Source organism: Halalkalibacter oceani (assembly GCF_040544555.1).
Taxonomy (GTDB): Bacteria; Bacillota; Bacilli; order Bacillales; family Bacillaceae_D; genus Halalkalibacter; species Halalkalibacter oceani.
Genome location: NZ_JBEPKD010000014.1, coordinates 53,061 through 70,565 on the forward strand (window position 1 = coordinate 53,061; position 17,505 = coordinate 70,565).

At 45.9% G+C, this 17,505-nt stretch carries 19 protein-coding genes; 6 read left to right on the top strand and 13 right to left on the bottom strand.

The window, feature by feature from the left end; all coding sequences use genetic code 11:
• Positions 1-30 precede the first annotated feature (30 nt).
• Positions 31-459, top strand: a complete 429-nt coding sequence (locus tag ABMB67_RS14880) for an SRPBCC family protein (RefSeq protein WP_251222913.1) — start codon at positions 31-33, stop codon at positions 457-459.
• Between the two features lie 60 nt (positions 460-519).
• Here ABMB67_RS14880 and ABMB67_RS14885 read toward each other — a convergent pair whose 3' ends face one another.
• The 5 genes from ABMB67_RS14885 to ABMB67_RS14905 all read right to left on the bottom strand — a co-directional run bounded on the left by ABMB67_RS14885 (position 520) and on the right by ABMB67_RS14905 (position 3,234).
• A complete protein-coding gene (locus ABMB67_RS14885; RefSeq protein WP_354572536.1) occupies positions 520-819 on the bottom strand; it encodes an RNA polymerase alpha subunit C-terminal domain-containing protein in 300 nt (99 codons plus the stop codon).
• Between the two features lie 33 nt (positions 820-852).
• The gene (locus ABMB67_RS14890) at positions 853-1,566 is read right to left on the bottom strand and encodes a DUF998 domain-containing protein (protein WP_251222911.1); all 714 of its coding nucleotides are present in this window, start codon (positions 1,564-1,566) and stop codon (positions 853-855) included.
• Between the two features lie 2 nt (positions 1,567-1,568).
• Positions 1,569-2,336 (bottom strand): MerR family transcriptional regulator, encoded by a 768-nt coding sequence (locus ABMB67_RS14895; RefSeq protein WP_251222910.1) that lies wholly within the window; start codon positions 2,334-2,336, stop codon positions 1,569-1,571.
• Between the two features lie 157 nt (positions 2,337-2,493).
• Positions 2,494-2,739, bottom strand: coding sequence for a hypothetical protein (locus ABMB67_RS14900; protein ID WP_251222909.1), 246 nt, complete (start codon positions 2,737-2,739; stop codon positions 2,494-2,496).
• Between the two features lie 42 nt (positions 2,740-2,781).
• Positions 2,782-3,234 (bottom strand): hypothetical protein, encoded by a 453-nt coding sequence (locus tag ABMB67_RS14905; RefSeq protein ID WP_251222908.1) that lies wholly within the window; start codon positions 3,232-3,234, stop codon positions 2,782-2,784.
• Between the two features lie 272 nt (positions 3,235-3,506).
• On the opposite strand from ABMB67_RS14905, the gene ABMB67_RS14910 reads away from it, so the two are divergent.
• Both ABMB67_RS14910 and ABMB67_RS14915 read left to right on the top strand, forming a co-directional pair.
• Complete coding sequence (locus tag ABMB67_RS14910) at positions 3,507-3,833, top strand: ArsR/SmtB family transcription factor (RefSeq protein WP_354572537.1); 327 nt, start codon at positions 3,507-3,509, stop codon at positions 3,831-3,833.
• A gap of 40 nt (positions 3,834-3,873) precedes the next feature.
• Entirely contained in the window at positions 3,874-4,386 is a 513-nt protein-coding gene (locus tag ABMB67_RS14915; protein ID WP_251222906.1) for an SRPBCC domain-containing protein, read from the top strand.
• Between the two features lie 344 nt (positions 4,387-4,730).
• Here ABMB67_RS14915 and ABMB67_RS14920 read toward each other — a convergent pair whose 3' ends face one another.
• From ABMB67_RS14920 to ABMB67_RS14940, 5 genes are all read right to left on the bottom strand, one after another.
• Positions 4,731-5,090 carry a response regulator gene (locus tag ABMB67_RS14920; RefSeq protein WP_354572538.1) on the bottom strand — a complete coding sequence of 120 codons (360 nt, stop codon included), beginning with the start codon at positions 5,088-5,090 and terminating at the stop codon, positions 4,731-4,733.
• Between the two features lie 246 nt (positions 5,091-5,336).
• Positions 5,337-6,680 (bottom strand): sensor histidine kinase, encoded by a 1,344-nt coding sequence (locus ABMB67_RS14925; protein WP_354572539.1) that lies wholly within the window; start codon positions 6,678-6,680, stop codon positions 5,337-5,339.
• Between the two features lie 13 nt (positions 6,681-6,693).
• Positions 6,694-7,320: a response regulator transcription factor gene (locus ABMB67_RS14930; RefSeq protein ID WP_354572540.1), complete on the bottom strand. Its 627-nt coding sequence runs from the start codon at positions 7,318-7,320 to the stop codon at positions 6,694-6,696.
• A 399-nt stretch (positions 7,321-7,719) separates the two neighbouring features.
• Positions 7,720-10,857 (bottom strand): chitobiase/beta-hexosaminidase C-terminal domain-containing protein, encoded by a 3,138-nt coding sequence (locus ABMB67_RS14935; RefSeq protein WP_354572541.1) that lies wholly within the window; start codon positions 10,855-10,857, stop codon positions 7,720-7,722.
• A gap of 30 nt (positions 10,858-10,887) precedes the next feature.
• Entirely contained in the window at positions 10,888-11,496 is a 609-nt protein-coding gene (locus ABMB67_RS14940) for a TetR/AcrR family transcriptional regulator (protein WP_251222901.1), read from the bottom strand.
• Between the two features lie 300 nt (positions 11,497-11,796).
• On the opposite strand from ABMB67_RS14940, the gene ABMB67_RS14945 reads away from it, so the two are divergent.
• Genes ABMB67_RS14945 through ABMB67_RS14955 form a run of 3 tightly spaced genes read left to right on the top strand, consistent with a single transcriptional unit; the run spans position 11,797 to position 15,879 of the window.
• Positions 11,797-12,429, top strand: coding sequence for a gluconate 2-dehydrogenase subunit 3 family protein (locus tag ABMB67_RS14945; RefSeq protein WP_354572542.1), 633 nt, complete (start codon positions 11,797-11,799; stop codon positions 12,427-12,429).
• Positions 12,429-14,126 carry a GMC family oxidoreductase N-terminal domain-containing protein gene (locus ABMB67_RS14950; RefSeq protein ID WP_354572543.1) on the top strand — a complete coding sequence of 566 codons (1,698 nt, stop codon included), beginning with the start codon at positions 12,429-12,431 and terminating at the stop codon, positions 14,124-14,126. Before ABMB67_RS14945 ends, ABMB67_RS14950 begins: the two co-directional genes overlap by 1 nt.
• Positions 14,127-14,169: 43 nt before the next feature.
• Positions 14,170-15,879: a GMC family oxidoreductase N-terminal domain-containing protein gene (locus tag ABMB67_RS14955; protein ID WP_354572544.1), complete on the top strand. Its 1,710-nt coding sequence runs from the start codon at positions 14,170-14,172 to the stop codon at positions 15,877-15,879.
• A 126-nt stretch (positions 15,880-16,005) separates the two neighbouring features.
• Here the strand turns inward: ABMB67_RS14955 and ABMB67_RS14960 are convergent, their stop codons facing one another.
• The 3 genes from ABMB67_RS14960 to ABMB67_RS14970 all read right to left on the bottom strand — a co-directional run bounded on the left by ABMB67_RS14960 (position 16,006) and on the right by ABMB67_RS14970 (position 17,333).
• Complete coding sequence (locus ABMB67_RS14960) at positions 16,006-16,356, bottom strand: DUF2200 domain-containing protein (RefSeq protein WP_354572545.1); 351 nt, start codon at positions 16,354-16,356, stop codon at positions 16,006-16,008.
• A 298-nt stretch (positions 16,357-16,654) separates the two neighbouring features.
• A complete protein-coding gene (locus ABMB67_RS14965) occupies positions 16,655-17,026 on the bottom strand; it encodes a DUF1048 domain-containing protein (protein ID WP_354572546.1) in 372 nt (123 codons plus the stop codon).
• A gap of 4 nt (positions 17,027-17,030) precedes the next feature.
• Positions 17,031-17,333, bottom strand: coding sequence for a PadR family transcriptional regulator (locus tag ABMB67_RS14970; RefSeq protein WP_354572571.1), 303 nt, complete (start codon positions 17,331-17,333; stop codon positions 17,031-17,033).
• Positions 17,334-17,505 lie beyond the last annotated feature (172 nt).

Genomic DNA, 17,505 nt, shown 5'->3' on the forward strand with positions numbered 1-17,505 from the left:
ATAATAAAATAAAACGGGAGGATGAGAGATATGGCGAATATTGAACAGCTGCAAATGATTCATGCTCCGGCTGCGCAGGTGTATCAAGCGCTAACCTCAGCGGAGGGGCTTGCTGAAGTTTGGACGAGAGAACTTCTCGTTCAGGAATATATCGGAGCAGTTAACGTATTTCAATTTGGCAAGAAAGACATAACGAAGATGGAGGTCGTCGAGCTAGTCCCCAATCAGAAAGTCGTCTGGCTCTGTGTCGATTCAGACCCTGAATGGATCGGAACAACGGTCACTTTTGAATTAGAAGAAAAACAGAATCAAACTGTTGTAACGCTCTGTCACGCCAACTGGCAGGAGGTCACTAACTTTTACCGGTTCTGCAATTATAATTGGGCGATCTTCCTGTACAGTTTAACGCGTTACTGCGAAGAAGGAGAAGGAATGCCTTATCAAGCACGAACATTCTAAATAAAAAAGAAGCAGCCTTTTCTTCCAAGAAAAAAAGTTGCTTCCTTTTCCATTTATCAATTAGAAATCTTCCATTTTAAACGACAAGCCCTCTTCCTCCAAAGCGGCTCTCAGCTTTGGAAGTGAGGAAGGGCCGATGCCGTGCAATTGCAAAATCTCTTTTTCCAGATAGCTCGCCAGCTCTGTTAACGTCGTAATGCCGGCATGCTCAAGCGCCCGCCGAGCCGGAGCCGACAGCACCGCAAGAAATCCGGACGTGGGTTTGCGTTCCTGCTCACATGTCGGGCATGTCGGACAGTCGCTGCTTTTATAATAGCGATGTCCCTGATCACATATACGCAATGTTTTAACTGAAGCCATCACAATCGCCTCCTTTTCCCCATCATAGCACAGCTAGGCTGAAAATCGCTGCTGCTTCCATATGGTCAGCGCTACTGCTCCCATCCACAGATAAACCGTTGCATAGAGAACACGCTGCAACAAGCCTCCTGGCAGGCTCATCCATTCAGGCTGATAAAAAAGCAAGATGAGCGCTCCGGTCGTTCCCACCCAGCAAATGAATGTCCACCATGCCAACAGCGGCTTGGACTTGCGAATCGCCAGACCGAGTAGCAGCAGTGCCGGAATTTGCACGACCATACCAGGAATCGAACCGAGCGTATGCAGCCAAAAATCCACATCAGCCGGAACCAGCCCCGCCGCAATGTTGCTCAGCCCGTGCACGACGAGCAGCCAGAGCGCGATATCGACCTTTTTTCCAGCCGGCCACCAGGTGCGAAGGCCGAGTGCACCAGCAATCGTTGCTATACCGGAAAGCGCGAACGACCAATTGATGAGCAAATGGTACGGCGAACAAATGTCGTTCGTCGTCAACAGATATGCATCCTCACCACAAACTGTCACTCCGAGGTCGCTCATCGGCTGATGGAAAAAATCATATGGCGCGGCCACATTCAAAATCACGACATACTCAACAAGAAAATAAGCGCTAATCAACAGCCAACCGATCCAACCAAGCATGGCGACCATCCTATGGCGGCGGTAAGTGAATATAGCGGTCAGCGCCGCTATACTGACGACTGCCATTACGAGATAAGCTGTAGGCATCCTTACCGGCTCCTCTCATTGGAATCTTTGCCTTGATCCCGTTCATAAACCACATAAGCCGCTTCGATAAAATCGAGAAAGGACGGCTCCAGTGGATAAAACTGAACCTGATTCGACTGTTCTGGCGATTTGCGAACTTCCCACAGTCTCTCTAAAAATAACGGTTCGTCACCAAACGTATCCTCCAACTTCTCAGCCATCCGCCGGATGATGCGCTGCACAGACACCGCTTCCGGCCCGTCGCCCTGTACTTTTTTTAACTGTCCAAGCAGACCGATCCATTCGAGCGAATCGGGATCGTCACGATTGACGTTTGGCAACCGCTCCCAAAGCGTGTCCTCATGTTCATTAAAATACGTTTCTCGAAAGTGCTTCTTCTGCGCTTTCTCCCGCCTGCTCAATGTAATCAATTGCTCAAGCATCTCCATACTCACTTCGCCTTCCATCACATGAGTGTGCATCAAGCCTCGTAACGAAGCTTCCATTTTATCCAGCTTGCGGCGCTCCTCCTGAACATAGCTCATTTGCTTGTTCAAGCCGGCCGACCAATTCCACTTCGGCTCGGTTAGCATATCTTGAATTTCCTGCAGCCGAAATCCAACCGCCTTCAGAAACTCGACCTGCTGCAGCTTCTTCACATCATCTTCACTGTATAAACGGTGCCCTCCCTCTGTCCGACTACTCGGCTTCACAAGTCCGATTTGATCGTAATAACGCAGCGTGCGCACTGTCATACCGGTTTGCTTCGTTAAGACTTGGATCGAAATCATTTCCTGCTCCTTTCAGTCCTATCTACAAGATCACTGCCTAAAGAACCTCGAGGTCATTATACAAGATGACGCGACGTCAGTTTCAAGCGGTATCGAAAAAAGGGGGTATCAAATTTTGACACACCCCGAAGAAGCCGCGCAGCCCCAGCACGAATTATCACTTTTTATCGATATTATTCTTTTTCTTCTTGTTTAAAACATGAAGAAAATAAAAACCCGCCAGAAAAAAAAAGGTAGGTGCAATAAAGAGTTCAAATCCTGCTGGTGGTCCTGCCACTCTTCTTCCTTCAATCATAAAATCCATACCAGAATACCTCAACTGAAATTGGACGATCTGAATAATAAAGACTAGCAGCATTCCAATTGAGAATGCGAAAAAAGCCATTACCTCTTCACGTTTCAAAACACCACATCCTCTCTCCCTTAAGCCAGAAGCATAGAACATTTATTTTTCTTTGGAAAAACGAATGGTTTCTTCATACTCTCCTTCCTTTGTCATCCATGAGACCGTAATGGCGGCATTCTGAATTTCCTCTTGAATAATCTCAATATCTCTATTATGATTGCCCCCACTGGTTCCCAATGAAAAAACCTTTTGATTTTCTTCCGAAGCCTCCAAGCTCCCAGTTGTCCTTCTGCCGAAAGACGGAGGAAAATTTATCTCATACGAGAGAGCTTCCACCGCTCCCTCTCCTTTAAAAGTGATCATGCCCGTGTATTCCAAATAATCTTCAGCTATCGAATAATCAATTGTCGCATCCCAAGACTCGCTCTCGCCCCTAACGATAAAAGCGTCTGTGTATGAACAGGCTATCAAACTAATAAACAAGCAACTTATGATGACCACTATTTTGACCTTCATTTTATCCCCATCCTCATCCTCAACCTTTTTTCTCATTATATCACTTTTCCAGTACTTCCCTTTGACATATTTGGTATTTATTCCATCAGTCTAATTTGCATGTCTCCAAAGTCAACAAAAAACAGCTCTATAAATTAAATCACATTCAAATTTTAATATATTCCTTTACAAGAATATTCCCAATATGGCATAATGTTTTCAACAACATGATTGCTTTTGACATGCATAGATGAAAATACGGAGGTGAATTTCTGAAGCAACTACAGCGTTCATCAATTAAAAATTAAAAGTTGGGGAGAGGGTTCAACATGAACGAACAAACTTTCAGTGCCCTGGCTGAGCCCAATCGCCTAGATATCGTCGACCTTTTGCTGCAAGGACCGCTGCCTGTAGGAGAGATTGCGAATCGGTTACAACTCAATCAGCCCCAAACTTCCAAACATCTCCGCGTACTTTGCGACGCTGGTCTTGTCGAGGTTCAACCAGTGGCCAATCGTCGAATTTACAGTCTGAAGCCTGAACCGTTTCAAGAACTCGACAAGTGGCTCGATTCTTACCGCCGATTATGGGAAGCCAGGTTGGATCGGTTGGACGATTATCTTAATGTGCTACAGGGCAAAAAACCGTTAAATTAATAGGAATGAAACAATCACAGTATGAGGAGGAGAAAGTAGGATGTCAAATAACGAAATAATTTCCCGAGTTGAAAATGATCGCATTCTGGTACTCGAACGCATTTTCGATGCACCACGTGATCTCGTGTTCAACATGTTTAAAGAACCGGAGCATCTCAAGCATTGGTGGGGACCTAACGGTTGGGAACTTCCGGTTTGCCACATCGATTTTCAACCGGGCGGTGTATGGCACTTCTGCATGAAGTGTACGGATCGAAATCAAGGTGAATATTATGGAATGGAATCTTGGGGCAAAGTCATTTACAAGGATATTATCGAACCGGAGACAATCATTTACACCGATTACTTTTCGGATGCTGAAGGGAATATCGACGAGAATATGCCGTCTACCGAGATTACATTAGAATTCATTGAACTCGATGGTAAGACAAAGCTAATTAACCGTGCTGAATATGCGTCTGCAGAAGCTCTTAAGTCTGTTATGGACATGGGTATGCTTCAGGGCATCACTGAAACTTGGGATCGGCTGGAAAATTATCTGGATGGTAAGTGAGGAAACGATAATGAAGATGAGACAAAACTAGGTAGCATGGAGTAGCAATGACAACACTTTCCACTTAGCCCGTTGTGAGAACTCCACTAACAACGGGCTTTGAAAGATCGTAGCGGTTCCATCCATTTGTTTATGAGCTTGGAAAAGGGTAAAAAAACTACCTTTTGGCCCAGCCTATTCTCTAAAAAATAAAGCTTATTGTCTGACATCAGTTCAACATTTATGACCAAATATCGGCAACGACGGGATGTGCGAGACCACTGAAAAAGTGAAAATCGTACTTTTTCAGCCGCTTCGATACCCGCCAGCTTTCACCGTCAAAATAGCAAAAGGTCCGTCTTTCCCTATAAGTTTAACTGTTTAAAAGCCTCCATAATCTTTTCCTCGGTGATCGGTTTCGCAATATAGTATTTGGCGCCACTTCGCAAAGCTTGATAAAGCAGATCCTGACTCCTATTTCCACTTATAATGATTACCTTCGCCTTCGGAAAAGCCTTCACCAGTATCTGGAGGGCCTGAATACCGTCGATTCCCGGCATCGCAATGTCCAAAGTGACTAATGAAGGCTGGTAGTATTCATATGCTTGAACCGCTTCGGCGCCATTGGACACTTCATCGACAACGGTATGGCCCAGTTTTTCAAAGATATCTTTTAACATCGTCCGAAAAAAATGAGAATCATCACAAATTAATATACGTTCCATTCCAGCATTACTCCCTGTACTTTTTTCGTGTTGACAACCCTGCAGTATGAAAATTAAAGGAGTCACTTCCTGCAGCGTTCATTTTCGCTGTACACTCCCACTCTGTCCTTTTCCGCTTTTCACCAGGATTTTGTGCCTTGCCAATTAAAAATTCATACTTTTCCTATTGTATTTCCAGTCTTCTGAAAATGTAAGTAGACACTTTCGTATGCACCCTGGTTAACATGCAATAGAAAAAAGCCTCCATTACAGAGACTCCTTTTCACGTCCAGGGTACATTAATGTAACCGTCGTTCCTCGGCCGGGCTGACTCGTTACTTTTACCTTTCCCCGATGCGCATTCATTATTTTTTTAACATGAAACATGCCCAAGCCAAAATTGTATCCTGACTTATGCTTCGTTGAATAAAAGGGTTCAAATAGGTTGTTTATTTGCTCTTTATCCATTCCTCTGCCGGTATCTGTAAAATGAATCTTCACATGACGCTTCGTTTTTTCCATAATAATTGTAATCTGTCCCTGACCATCGATTGCTTCGACTGCATTACTAATAATATTTGAAAAACATTCTGTCATCAGCGTCCGATCAACAGCCAGTTTTACTGATGAAAACTGCTTTTCAAACGAAACCGGGGTATGAACAAACTCATCAATCACTTCCTCCAGCACTAGCGCAATATCAGTCGGTTCAAGCTCGACGTTCAACCTTCGCCGTGTTAGGTAGGACAGCTTTGACACCATGTCCATCAGATGATCATTGGAACGCAGCAAGCTGTTCAGATGATCATCAACTTCTTCATATTGCTTCGTTTCAAGGCTCCGTTTTATAGTAAGCGCATATAATTTATTTTTTGAGATCGCGTTTTTAAATGCGTGCTGCATCAAGCTCGTCCCAAGCTGCATCTTCGTGAGTACAGCCGTCGATTGGAAGCGTGTAAAAACATTGTATCCATATAAAATCAAGCCTGCCAGCAAACTGAACAGACATAGAATCGGAATCAGGATTAATAGCTCAACAGGTGATTGAAAATAGCTGCCCTCCAGTTGAAGAATCAGTAAAAACGCTTCAGGGATGAAGATGATCATCCCGAGACCAAAATATTGCAGCTTCTTGACCTTCTCTTTTTCTATCTTCAGCATCCCTTTGACAAATAAGATAATCGAAGCGAGCATATACGGAATTCCCCAGCTCAAAATATACGAATAATTCATCCAGGAAGTCGTATACGCATCTGTAAAGACAAACGCCAGCAATACCGGAACGAGCAGCAGGACAGTCACCACCGTTTTCGGATAACCGGCGAAATGAATGAAGAAGACGAGGATCAAATAGTAAGGGAACGAATGGACAATGATATTCAAAAAGGCCGTTAAAACAGACAACACCGTCACAGCCGTGTCACCGGCCCCTAAGGAGGTTATATGCGGAAGGATAATTTTTTCCAATCCGACTTGCAGCCCGCTCAAGCCCGCCGTAAACAAAAGTAGCGCTCCCCACACGAGCAGACGGTTTTCACCATGCTTCGCCAGTAAATATAAACTCATCGGTGTCATCACGAAAAATAACAGCAAGAAAAAAGCAACGATCATGTCCCGACTCTCCTTACTCCAGCAGCCCCCATTTGTGGCATTTATCTGCTAACTCTTTCGTCGGGCGACTCCAGTGAAATTTCTCCAATATCCGGCCGACTCGTTTTTTCACTGCTGACAGGCTTACACTGTTCATATCAGCAATTTCCTGCTGCGTCTTCCCTTCCCGTATAAGCTTCAACAGCACGACATCATACGGATTTAGCAGCTTCTTTTTCTTGTCATATACGAGTTTTTTCAGCCTTGGCCCGTATTTCGTAACCTGTTCACTCATCGCATTGGCAATAACCGCAGGAATTTGTTCAAACTCATTTTTATAAACAAAGTCGTATGCCCCGTTCAAAAACGCTTCATTAAACACTTCATCATCATCTTCCAATGAGCTTACTATAATCACCTTTACCGCAGGATACTTGTATGTAATATCCAGTGCAGCATCCAATCCAGTTGCCTTCGCATCCCCTAAAATAATGTCCATCAGCACGACATCAACCGGTGTTTGATTGAGCTCTGCCATACAGGCTTCCATATTGTCTACACAGGAAGTGATCGTAAACCCGGTTTCGTTGGAAAAGTACGCCTGCAAGCCGTTGCTCCAGTCTACATCATCTTCGACCAGCATCACTTTCGCCCGATTCAAGCTACTCACTCTCCTCTCTTCTCTATCGCTATTATCCTATATTTCCGTTTCAAAATGGAGTAGACAATTTCGTGTGTACCAAAGTATTACATCAGTCCTCGTTCATGACTAAAAGTTTATATAAGTCATAGATTTGTTTCCTATGCAAGGCCTAATCAACAAGTACTTCTATCATGCTTAAAAGGTGTCTTTTAAGGTAAAGTGACTAAAATCATGTCGGGGAAAAGGCCGAAGGGAAGGAAACTACAACCTCTCCCGACATCTCCTACATAGTTACGACTTCTCGACAAATATCCTCAAATGAGGGGGCGGTCTGTTTAAACAAGGCACAGACACCACTTACCACTGAGTAGTTATCCCCACGCAGGATTGCTCATCTTATCTTATCCTATCTTTCCTTCAACTGTCTCTCTTTGTCTCTAACATCCGCAGAAGAATAATTGTCGTCTCTGCCCTTGTCGCTTTATCATTCGCGACAAATCGTTCCCCTTCACGTCCATTCACAAGCCCCTGCTGATGAATCGCTTCCACCGAGGCTTTTGCCCACTGCGGAATGTCTTTGTCATCAGTAAAGCTGGTTGATGCATAAGCTTTGTCATTTACCTTTAGCGCTCGTGCCACCATGACAGCGACTTCCGCTCGAGTGATAGGTGCATTCGGTCGGAAGCTTCCATCTTCGTAACCGGTAACAATCCCCTCCTGTACTGCCTGAGCGAGAGCTGGATTCGCCCATCCAGTTTGGTCGATGTCTGAAAACACCAGTGTCGCTCCCTCCCCCTCCAGTTCCAACACATTTGCCAGCATGACGGTAAACTCAGCGCGGGTGATAGGATGATTCGGTTTGAATACGCTGTTCGGATAGCCGTTGACGATACTTTCCGATGTGGCACGCTTAATCTCGCTTTCCGCCCAGTGTCCCGCAATGTCAGTAAATTCAGCTGGTTCAGCTGGCAGTAGCGCTTTACGGGTAAGAGTCAGTGTATAGTTCTTTTTTGTGCCATTCTCCGCCTGCACGATCAACACAAATGTATTGTCGCCTTCCTCAAGATCGACTGTGGCCCTGTTCATCAAGACTTTATCCCTCAGCATCACTTTTGCCCCAGAGTCGGCCCTTTTTACCATAATGTCCACTTGTTCGGCTTCCGTATCTCCTCTGTATTTCATTACACCGGAAGAAAATGCTGGGCTGAGCGTCAGATTTATGTCATCAGCCCACACTTGAAGCTCCGTCAGATGAGCATCGTCGGATAAAACAGGAACAGGACGATCTCTGCTGCCACCCGAGCCTCCACTTTCTGGCGTTGCTCTTGGGGTCGCTGTCGCTATATTGGAAAAGTCGCTGTCACCTTCAGCATCATTCGCCTTTACGGCAAACGTATAAGGTTTGCCGTTCGTCAGTCCGGTAACAGTATAGCTGCTGTCCATAATAGTAGCTTGAATAGGTCGCCAGTTTGCTGGATCATCTGGAGCTGATGAACCCTCCACTTGGTAAACCATATAAGTCACAGTACCTTTTCCAATGACTTCATTCCATTTTAACGTAACAGAACGATCACCCGCCGACGCAGTCAGATTCGTCGGTTCCAGCTTCGTTGCGATTGTGTATTGTTCAGTCATCACTTCGCTATCCATCATCCCGTCTTTCACAGCAATTGCCTTGATGGTCATGTCAGCCGTAACTTCGATTGGGGAGGTATATTCCGCACTGCTGCTTGTCGGCTCGCTGCCATCCGTCGTGAAGTAGACCTTCGCCCCAGACGTCACTGTTGCTAATGCAATGGCTGTTCCTGTCTCAACTGCTCCTCCTGCTGGAGTTGCAGCTGGTCTTGCGACTTGTTCGGAAGCCTGAATTGTATAATGTTCTTCCATCACTTCGCTATCCATCATCCCGTCTTTCACAGCAATTGCCTTGATGGTCATGTCAGCCGTAACTTCGATTGGGGAGGTATATTCCGCGCTGCTGCTTGTCGGCTCGCTGCCATCCGTCGTGTAGTGGATCGCCGCTCCAGCCGTTGTTGTCGTCAGCGTAACCGTTTCCCCATGCGGTACCCTCCCTCCTAAAGGTTCTGCACTCGGTTTAGCGGTCTGCAGCAACACCGACTGAGTCACTGCGAATTCCTGTGCCCTTGCATGATCCGCTTCCACTACGATGGTCGCCGTGTACGTTCCCCTTCCCAACGTGTCCTTCGCTTGCACCGTAAACGTCGTCTCCGGAGTCATATTATCCAGCGTTGCTTCTAGCGGCTGACTGATCGTAAAACTATCGGCATCTTTACCCGTTAAACGAACCGTAAGATTATCCAATTTACCTGAGTACGCGCGCTGGATCGTGATCTTTTTTTTCTCCTGTGTTCCTGAAACGTAACCAGTCTTAAGATGCGCCAGCGTCTGATCAGCAAACTCTGCAATTTGATAGAGGTCATATTTCATCACCGTAGCTTTGTCGCCATTGGCTTCATCGATATAGGCCAAATAGGCGCTTCCATCATCTATAGTGAACGCCAAATTGCCGACCTCACCTTGTGAAAATCCAGCAGTACCAACTGTCTTCCATACGCTTCCGTCAAACGTCATGACCGTCGCTTTCTCTGAAGATGATGAATCCCTGAAGCCAAAATAAGGAATGCCTACATCCATGGCAAAAGCCGTGTACGATCCATTTGGTGAAAACTCTGGCGTTCCTACAGATTCCCATCCATCTTCCCCAATATATTTCGTCACGGTCGCCTTTGACTGTGGGGTAAAATACGCCACATAAGGAGTTCCGTTATCAAGTTGCATGATCGTTTTTTGACTTCCTACCGTAGACAAGCTTGCCTGTTCCAGCGATTCCCATATACTTCCGTTCAACTTCGCAACAATTGCTTGAGGGGTCAAGCTCCTGTATCCAAGATAAGGCGTGCCCTCATAAACATCGATCGAAACACTGCTCCCTCGCGATAATCCAGATGACCCCAAAGAACTCCATCCGCCCCCACTAAAACTGTACGCTCCGATACTCCCAGTTGAATTATTAACAAAAGCGACATAAGGTGTCCCTTCATATACGCTTAAAGAGGTTGTGGTGGCGCTTGTATACCCCACTTCGCTTCCCAACGACTCCCAAGTGGTTCCATTATATTTTTTTACATATACTTTGTCCGGCCCGAAGTCTTCCTCTCCAGTATAAGCGACATAAGGTGTCCCATCATAAAGAACGAGTGAAATCCCTGACGCTTCATTATCCGAAATACCATTTTCCTCCCCTACAAATTCCCAAATTGCCCCGTTATATGCCTGTACGACCAACCTACCACCCTTTGATTCATCTGCATATGCAACATAGGGCACACCCTCATCCACGTCAATTGATACCGTGGTGATCATCGAGTTGCCAGCGGCGACAGCCCCTTCTGAAAATCCTGCTTCGCCCACCGTTTGCCAATTAACATCACTTGCATAGACCGCACGGTGATTAGAAATCAGCAAGTCCCCCCATCCCAAACAAAGAAATGTTACAATCAATAGTAGAGCGAACTTCATATGCCAATTCAACATTTCCAACCTCCCTCCCCCAAAAGTCTCCTCCTATTTACTATTAAGTATCGCCAGGAATCCCTTAGTCACCATAGGGACGTTTAACATTTCCTTGTATAGATTGTCATGGAGCAGACAACCATCTAAATAAGCATAGAACATCTTCGCTATTTCTAAGGAGTTTGTTTCTTGTGGTAAAAATTGATTTGCTCTCAACAGGTCGATAAAATTTCGAATTTCACTAATCCAATCATCATAAAGAGTCTGATACACGGCTCTCGAATTCGAATGACGTTTAGCCTGCATGTAGAAATCGACATAGACTAGAATCCATTCCGGTGTCTTCTGCAATTGTCCAACGATGATTTCCATCGACTCCCGAATGATCTGTTCTAATGAAGAGCCGGTTTCAATCAATGAAATAAAAGGGAGATGAATCTCTGCCCGCCTTTCTTTTCGGTAAGTCAGCAAATCGAGCATGAACTGTTCCTTAGTCTTAAAATGCACATAGAAAGCCCCCTTCGTAAATCCCGCTTGCTGGACAATATCATCAACAGAAGCCCCTGAATAACCTTTCTGACATAAAACCTCAAACCCAGCTTCAATCAACTTAGTATAGGTAGCTTCTCTTTTGAGTTGAAATTTATTTTTCTCCGTCATGTTCATCCCCCTGCCTGCAACTTATCAATTCCAACTTCCTTGTCCCTCCTATTTTTGGTAGATGCAATAAATTTAAAAACTGACTGGTATGTATTTGATTTTATCGTGACCGTTTCATAAAAGCAACGTTAAATTGCTGTTCTTTCTCTACCCTCAGCCAACTCGTTAAATTGTGCCGAACACCGAGTCATTTTAGACTGAATTATATTTTTCCATTCGATTGCCAAATCTTCAAAACAATAAACATAAAAACCCAACTCCCTTATATAAATGGTACTATTCCGTTTATAAAAGAGGTGATTGATTATTAAGCTTTCCACCCCCTTTCACGAATATGTCTGTGAGACCTTTCAAGCGCTGACTGATGCTTTAGTCCCCCAAACTCCTCCGATGCAGCACGGTTCGTATTTTATTGATTCAGATATGAATGTTCATGAGTATGTCATTCATGCGCTTAATCATGAAATTACGATTCAGCAGCAGTTCTTTCTGACCCCGATCCCGCTCGCCTATCCAACTGCCTTGATGCTGGATTCAGCGGCAGCACAGCTTATAGCTGCCGGTCAACTGCAAACTCCCTCGAAAAAATCAAATGCCAGAGGGGCCTTTTCCAGCCTTCTCCGTGAGGATCGGATCAGAGTGTTAGCTGCTCTTGAGGACTTGAGTGTCGATGTTAATTCTTTACCGTCTCCTTATACGAATAACGCCGGAATGGTGAAATATGTGACAGACGCCTTAAACCGTTTATCCTTATTTGGCTATTATTCCGAGTGGTCGGCTTACGGTACAACAAGACTGCTGCCACCTGATAAGCGGCGCCTTCAGTTTTTCCCTTTAAGCTGGCAGCAAGTCGGATACCCAGGTGTTTCGTTAGGTTATCGCGACTTTCGCGGGTTTTTGATGAAAATGCCGAGAAATGAGGAAAACGCATAATGAAAAATCCAGATGTCATTATTATCGGTGCAGGCGGCGGCGGGGCGGTTGTCGCCAAGGAGTTAGGTGAATTAGGCATTCAAGTACTCGTCCTTGACGCAGGTCCATGGTTTGGCAACAAAAAATGGCCTGATCCGAATCAGCATCGCGGCTCAGCTAAAGAAAGCTCTGATCCAGCTGATTTAGACGGGGCGCTCTACCGCCAACAGCTGACAAGACGGGAAAATGATATGAATGATATCGTCAGTGGAAAGTTCCGCTGGGGTCCGGCCGATCGAAGGCGCAGCCCCTGGACCAGAGATGTCCCGGATCCAGCGGTATTGTGGCAAAATGCTGGCATTGGAGGAACGACTCTGCATTACTACGGTAACTCTCCCCGGGCGTTCCCTGAAGCGATCAGCGAGTGGCCTCTAAGCTATGAAGAGCTGATCCCCTATTATGAAAAAGTGGAAAGCACCTTACCGGTGGAATTTGCGCCGACGATTTCAAAGGAAGCATTGTTCTATTATGGGGCGGAAAAGGCCGGCTTTTCACGTAATCAGACGTTGGATGTGACAGAGAGCGGGTATCGGCCTCAGCCAAATGCGATTCTGCCTCCAAACGAACATCTGATGAACCCCGAATATTCATTAGAGCAATTAAGTCATATGGAGGGCTGTACATTAAGCGGGCATTGTGCCCAGGGCTGTCCTTACGGGCCATCTCTTGAACGGATGGCGAAACGATCAACGAACATAAGCTATGTGCCATTGGCGATGAAGACGGGGAACGTGACCTTTCGTCCAAATACATTTACAACAAAAATATTAACGGAAACAGGAGCTGATGGTCTCCCTTCTGCTGTTGGTGTAAGATGCCGCGATACATGGACTGGAGAAAGCGAGGAAATCCAGGCTAAAGTAGTCGTTATGGCCGCGGGGGCCGTTGAAAGTCCACGCCTGTGGCTCAATTCCGACTTACCGCATAACCCTTGGGTTGGAAGAGGGCTGACGAATCATTTTATGGACACGGTCACGGGGACATTTGACGAGCAGACATTGATGCAGCTTCTCGACAGCCCGAGCGCAGCTCCCTTTATCGGTCATACATCTGGAGCGCGCCTTGACTATCCAGGGCTCGGAATGATTGAAACATTAGGGGAAAGCCCGGGGCTAAGCGCCCAAGTCGTATACGGTACGAGCGAGGTCGGATATAGTGAATTTGTCGCTTCGGACTTTTGGGACCAGGAAGGCAGAATCGTCGGGGATCAGTTGGCTGAAGCGATGGATCATTACAAAAACAGCCTGACGATTGCGATCTTTACAGCCGATGACGTTCATTACCGAAACAGGGTCGAAGTCGTCCCGACTATTAAAGATGAACATGGTCCAATCCCGCTCGTCCACTATGTTCCCGGGAAGCAAGACAGGCAAAAGCGAACGGAATTGGCTAAAATCGCCACGGCTATTTTACGGCAGGCCGGAGCACATACCATCCACCGAAGCGTTCTCCCGCCTAACGTTTACATTCATCTCGAAAGTACGATGAGGATGGGGTATGTCGTCGATTCAACATGCGAAGCCTATCAGGTTCAGCGGCTTTACATTACAGACAATAGCAATCACTACAATTCCATCGGAGGCCCCAACCCGACCTTAACGACACAGGCACTTGCCACACGCACCGCCGAATTGCTGGCAAAAAAATATTTTTCGTAATCAACACCAGTAACCATAGAAACGATCGAGAAATGAGGAGGAAATGATGAAAAACCCGGATGTCATCGTCATTGGTGCCGGTGGTGGAGGGCCCGTGATCGCAAAGGAGCTTGGGGAAATGGGGATTCAAGTGCTTGTTCTTGAAGCCGGCCCATGGTATGGCAATAAACAATGGCCCGAGCCTAATCAACATCGCGGATTAGCGCAGGAAAGCTCCGACCCGCAAGACCTGGATGGATCTCTTTATCGGAAGCAAATAACAAGACTTGAACATGACATGAATAACCCGGTGAGCGGAAAATTCCGGCTCGGACCGGCGGACCGCAGACGCAGTCCCTGGTATCGAAACCTCCCTAATCCAGGCTTGTTATTATGGCAAAATGCAGGCATTGGCGGCACAACCCTTCATTATTGGGCAAATTCACCACGCGCTTTTCCTTATGCGATCGATGAAGGGTGGCCGATCAGTTATAAGGAACTGATTCCCTATTATGAAAAAGTCGAAGAGACACTACCGATAGAGTTTGCGCCGATGACCTCGAAAGAAGCGCTGTTCTTTTATGGTGCTGAGCAAGCGGGATTTTCGCTTAATCGAACGTTGGATGTGACAGAGAGCGGATACCGCCCCCAGCCGAATGCGATTTTGCCTCCAAACGAGAATTTAATGAATCCCGAGTATTCATTAGAACAATTAAGTCATATGGAGGGCTGTACGCTGAGCGGACATTGTGAGCATGGCTGTCCTTACGGTCCCTCTCTTGACAAAATGGCAAAGCGATCAACGAATGTCAGTTATGTTCCGTTGGCCATGAAGACGGGAAATGTCACCTTTCGTCCGAACACCTTTACAACAAACATATTGACTGAACTGGATGCAAGCGGCAATGTCTCCGCTGTCGGCGTACGATGCCGAAACACATGGACCGGCGAAGTTGAGGAAATCCTCTCAAAAGTTGTGGTGATGGCTGCCGGTTCGATCGAAAGCCCGCGTCTTTGGCTAAATTCGGATTTGCCGCATAATTCCTGGGTAGGCAGGGGATTAACGAATCACTATATTGACACAGTGACCGGAATATTTGATAAAAAAACATTAATGCAGGTTATCGGCAGCCCGACCATTGATCCGTTCGTCGGTCATACTTCAGGAGCAAGACTCGACTATCCAGGCCTCGGAACGGTACAAGATATGGGCTTAAGTCCAGGTCTGCTGGCAATGATGCACTATGGTTCAAGTCAGGCTGGTTATAATGAATTTCTTGCTTCCGGTTTATGGGATCAAAAAGGAAGAATCACGGGAGCTGAGCTGAAAGATAACATGGACGATTATCGAAGATCCCTCAGCCTTTTGCTCATAACGGATGATGAAATCAAGTTTCATAACAGAGTGGAGCTGGACCCTCACACGGAGGATGAACATGGACCGGTAGCTGCCGTACACTATACACCGAGCAAAACCGAAGAAAAGAAAAGAATCCAATTAACCAAAATAGCGATGAACCTCCTGCGCAAGGCAGGGGCCCGGAAAATTCACCGCAATGATATCGCCGCCAACTTCTACATCCATCCTAAATCGACCATGCGAATGGGAAAGGTGGTTGACTTGTCATGCGAGGCCTACCAGGTCAATCGTCTCTATCTCGCTGACAACAGTGTCCAGGCCAACGCAATCGGCGGGACCAACCCAACATTAACAACCCAGGCACTTGCCACACGCACCGCCGAATTGCTGGCTCGGAAGTACTTTAGCAACTAGCCAAGCAACCCGTCCATTCGTTTAGGAAGGAAGAAACTAGCTTTGACCTATTGGAAAGCCGCAGACAAAGGGAACATCATCCTTTTTCTGCGGCTTTGTCAACTGACCGAAAAGTCGTTCCTTCTCTTATGCCCGCAAAATCTTTGCCATTGCTTTTCCCTTTGCCAGCTCATCGATCAACTTATCCAAATAACGGATTTCCTGCATAGTCGGTTCTTCGATATTTTCCACGCGGACACCGCAGACGACCCCTTTAATTAAAGCCCGGGAAGGGTTCATCTTGGGAGCTTCGGCGAAGAACGTCTCAAAGTCGGTTTGTTTTTCCAGTTGTCCTTCTAACTCTTCCTGACTGTACCCTGTCAACCAGCGGATAATTTCATTGACTTCCGTTTTCGTTCGTCCTTTTCTCTCCGCCTTCGTCACATAATGGGGATAGACACTTGCGAAACTCATTGTATAAATCTTGTGTTTGGTCATGATGTACCTCGCTTATTATCGTTTTCCTTATCTTAACATGAAGACGAACCGGGTAACACCTGACTGTCGCTTACAAAAGATGGCTAAGAATCTTTCTTAATCCCTCAATTCGGACTGTCTTACCAACTCACCCTCAATTTTTGAATCTGTTACTTACATAGCGTTTACCCAGCATCACATTAAAATCGCTGTCTATGGAATTAGTTAAGGTGACGCTTTTGGGAATGACCAATTAGTTAACCTTCTTGTTGTATTTAATTGATTAATAATGAAGGTGAAAAGGGTGGGAAATTACCATTCACTTTGAGTCGATCTCTCTTCCGAGTTTTTTCAGGATGTCGCGATTCAAAGCCTCGCGCCAGTTTTCTGTGTATGTGTTGGCACTGCGCAAGAGTTCGTCGCAAAATGAAGCAACATCTTCACCGGTTATTTCCAAAATATGCTTGCCGTCCGCCGCCCCTGCTTCAAACAGCTCGATCAGGTCATAGTGGATCTTCATCATGTCATAGCCGGCTCCCGCCGCAAACATCCACATGTGACTTTGGATTTTCTTAAATACGTATTGATAATCTTTCGGCAGCGCCTCCACCCTTGCCATCTGTTGCTTATACTCACGCTTGCTCTCAAACATTTTTTTGATATTTAGATAATTGTCGAAAAATCCGGACATTCCCTTATTCCTCCCTTAATTGGTTAATTTTCTCCGAGACAAACTCCCACTTTTTCCAGAACCTTTGCAACTCCTCGCGCCCCGCTTCGTTAAGCACAAAAAATTTTCGCGGCGGCCCCATATCAGATGCCTTTTTGCTGACCTCTACCAGCTTGTTTCTTTCAAGGCGGACCAAGATTGTGTAAACTGTCCCCTCGACCACATCTGAAAAGCCGAGAGCGTTTAACTGCCGGGTGATTTCATACCCATAAGTTTCTTGACGGCTTATAATTTCAAGGACGCATCCTTCAAGCACGCCCTTGAGCATCTCTGTCAGGTTTTCCAGTATACTCACCTCTTACTATTCTGTATAACTAATATTCGGTATTACTTAGTACCACTACATAGTATTACAGAATAGTCACTTTGTAAACAGTATTTTTAAAAAAAGGCCAATCCCCTGGTCACTTCCAACAGTCCATGTACGAAAAGAGATCAAT

Bases quoted from the DNA above. Each gene is read 5' to 3' on its own strand.
- ABMB67_RS14940 (WP_251222901.1), bottom strand. From the start codon at position 11,496: ATGACGGAGAAAAATAAATTTCAACTCAAAAGAGAAGCTACCTATACT.
- ABMB67_RS14920 (WP_354572538.1), bottom strand. From the start codon at position 5,090: ATGGAACGTATATTAATTTGTGATGATTCTCATTTTTTTCGGACGATG.
- ABMB67_RS14905 (WP_251222908.1), bottom strand. From the start codon at position 3,234: ATGAGAAAAAAGGTTGAGGATGAGGATGGGGATAAAATGAAGGTCAAA.
- ABMB67_RS14960 (WP_354572545.1), bottom strand. From the start codon at position 16,356: ATGACCAAACACAAGATTTATACAATGAGTTTCGCAAGTGTCTATCCC.
- ABMB67_RS14925 (WP_354572539.1), bottom strand. From the start codon at position 6,680: ATGATCGTTGCTTTTTTCTTGCTGTTATTTTTCGTGATGACACCGATG.
- ABMB67_RS14890 (WP_251222911.1), bottom strand. From the start codon at position 1,566: ATGCCTACAGCTTATCTCGTAATGGCAGTCGTCAGTATAGCGGCGCTG.
- ABMB67_RS14965 (WP_354572546.1), bottom strand. From the start codon at position 17,026: ATGTCCGGATTTTTCGACAATTATCTAAATATCAAAAAAATGTTTGAG.
- ABMB67_RS14910 (WP_354572537.1), top strand. From the start codon at position 3,507: ATGAACGAACAAACTTTCAGTGCCCTGGCTGAGCCCAATCGCCTAGAT.
- ABMB67_RS14880 (WP_251222913.1), top strand. From the start codon at position 31: ATGGCGAATATTGAACAGCTGCAAATGATTCATGCTCCGGCTGCGCAG.
- ABMB67_RS14895 (WP_251222910.1), bottom strand. From the start codon at position 2,336: ATGATTTCGATCCAAGTCTTAACGAAGCAAACCGGTATGACAGTGCGC.
- ABMB67_RS14915 (WP_251222906.1), top strand. From the start codon at position 3,874: ATGTCAAATAACGAAATAATTTCCCGAGTTGAAAATGATCGCATTCTG.
- ABMB67_RS14955 (WP_354572544.1), top strand. From the start codon at position 14,170: ATGATGAAAAACCCGGATGTCATCGTCATTGGTGCCGGTGGTGGAGGG.
- ABMB67_RS14970 (WP_354572571.1), bottom strand. From the start codon at position 17,333: ATGCTCAAGGGCGTGCTTGAAGGATGCGTCCTTGAAATTATAAGCCGT.
- ABMB67_RS14885 (WP_354572536.1), bottom strand. From the start codon at position 819: ATGGCTTCAGTTAAAACATTGCGTATATGTGATCAGGGACATCGCTAT.
- ABMB67_RS14935 (WP_354572541.1), bottom strand. From the start codon at position 10,857: ATGTTGAATTGGCATATGAAGTTCGCTCTACTATTGATTGTAACATTT.
- ABMB67_RS14950 (WP_354572543.1), top strand. From the start codon at position 12,429: ATGAAAAATCCAGATGTCATTATTATCGGTGCAGGCGGCGGCGGGGCG.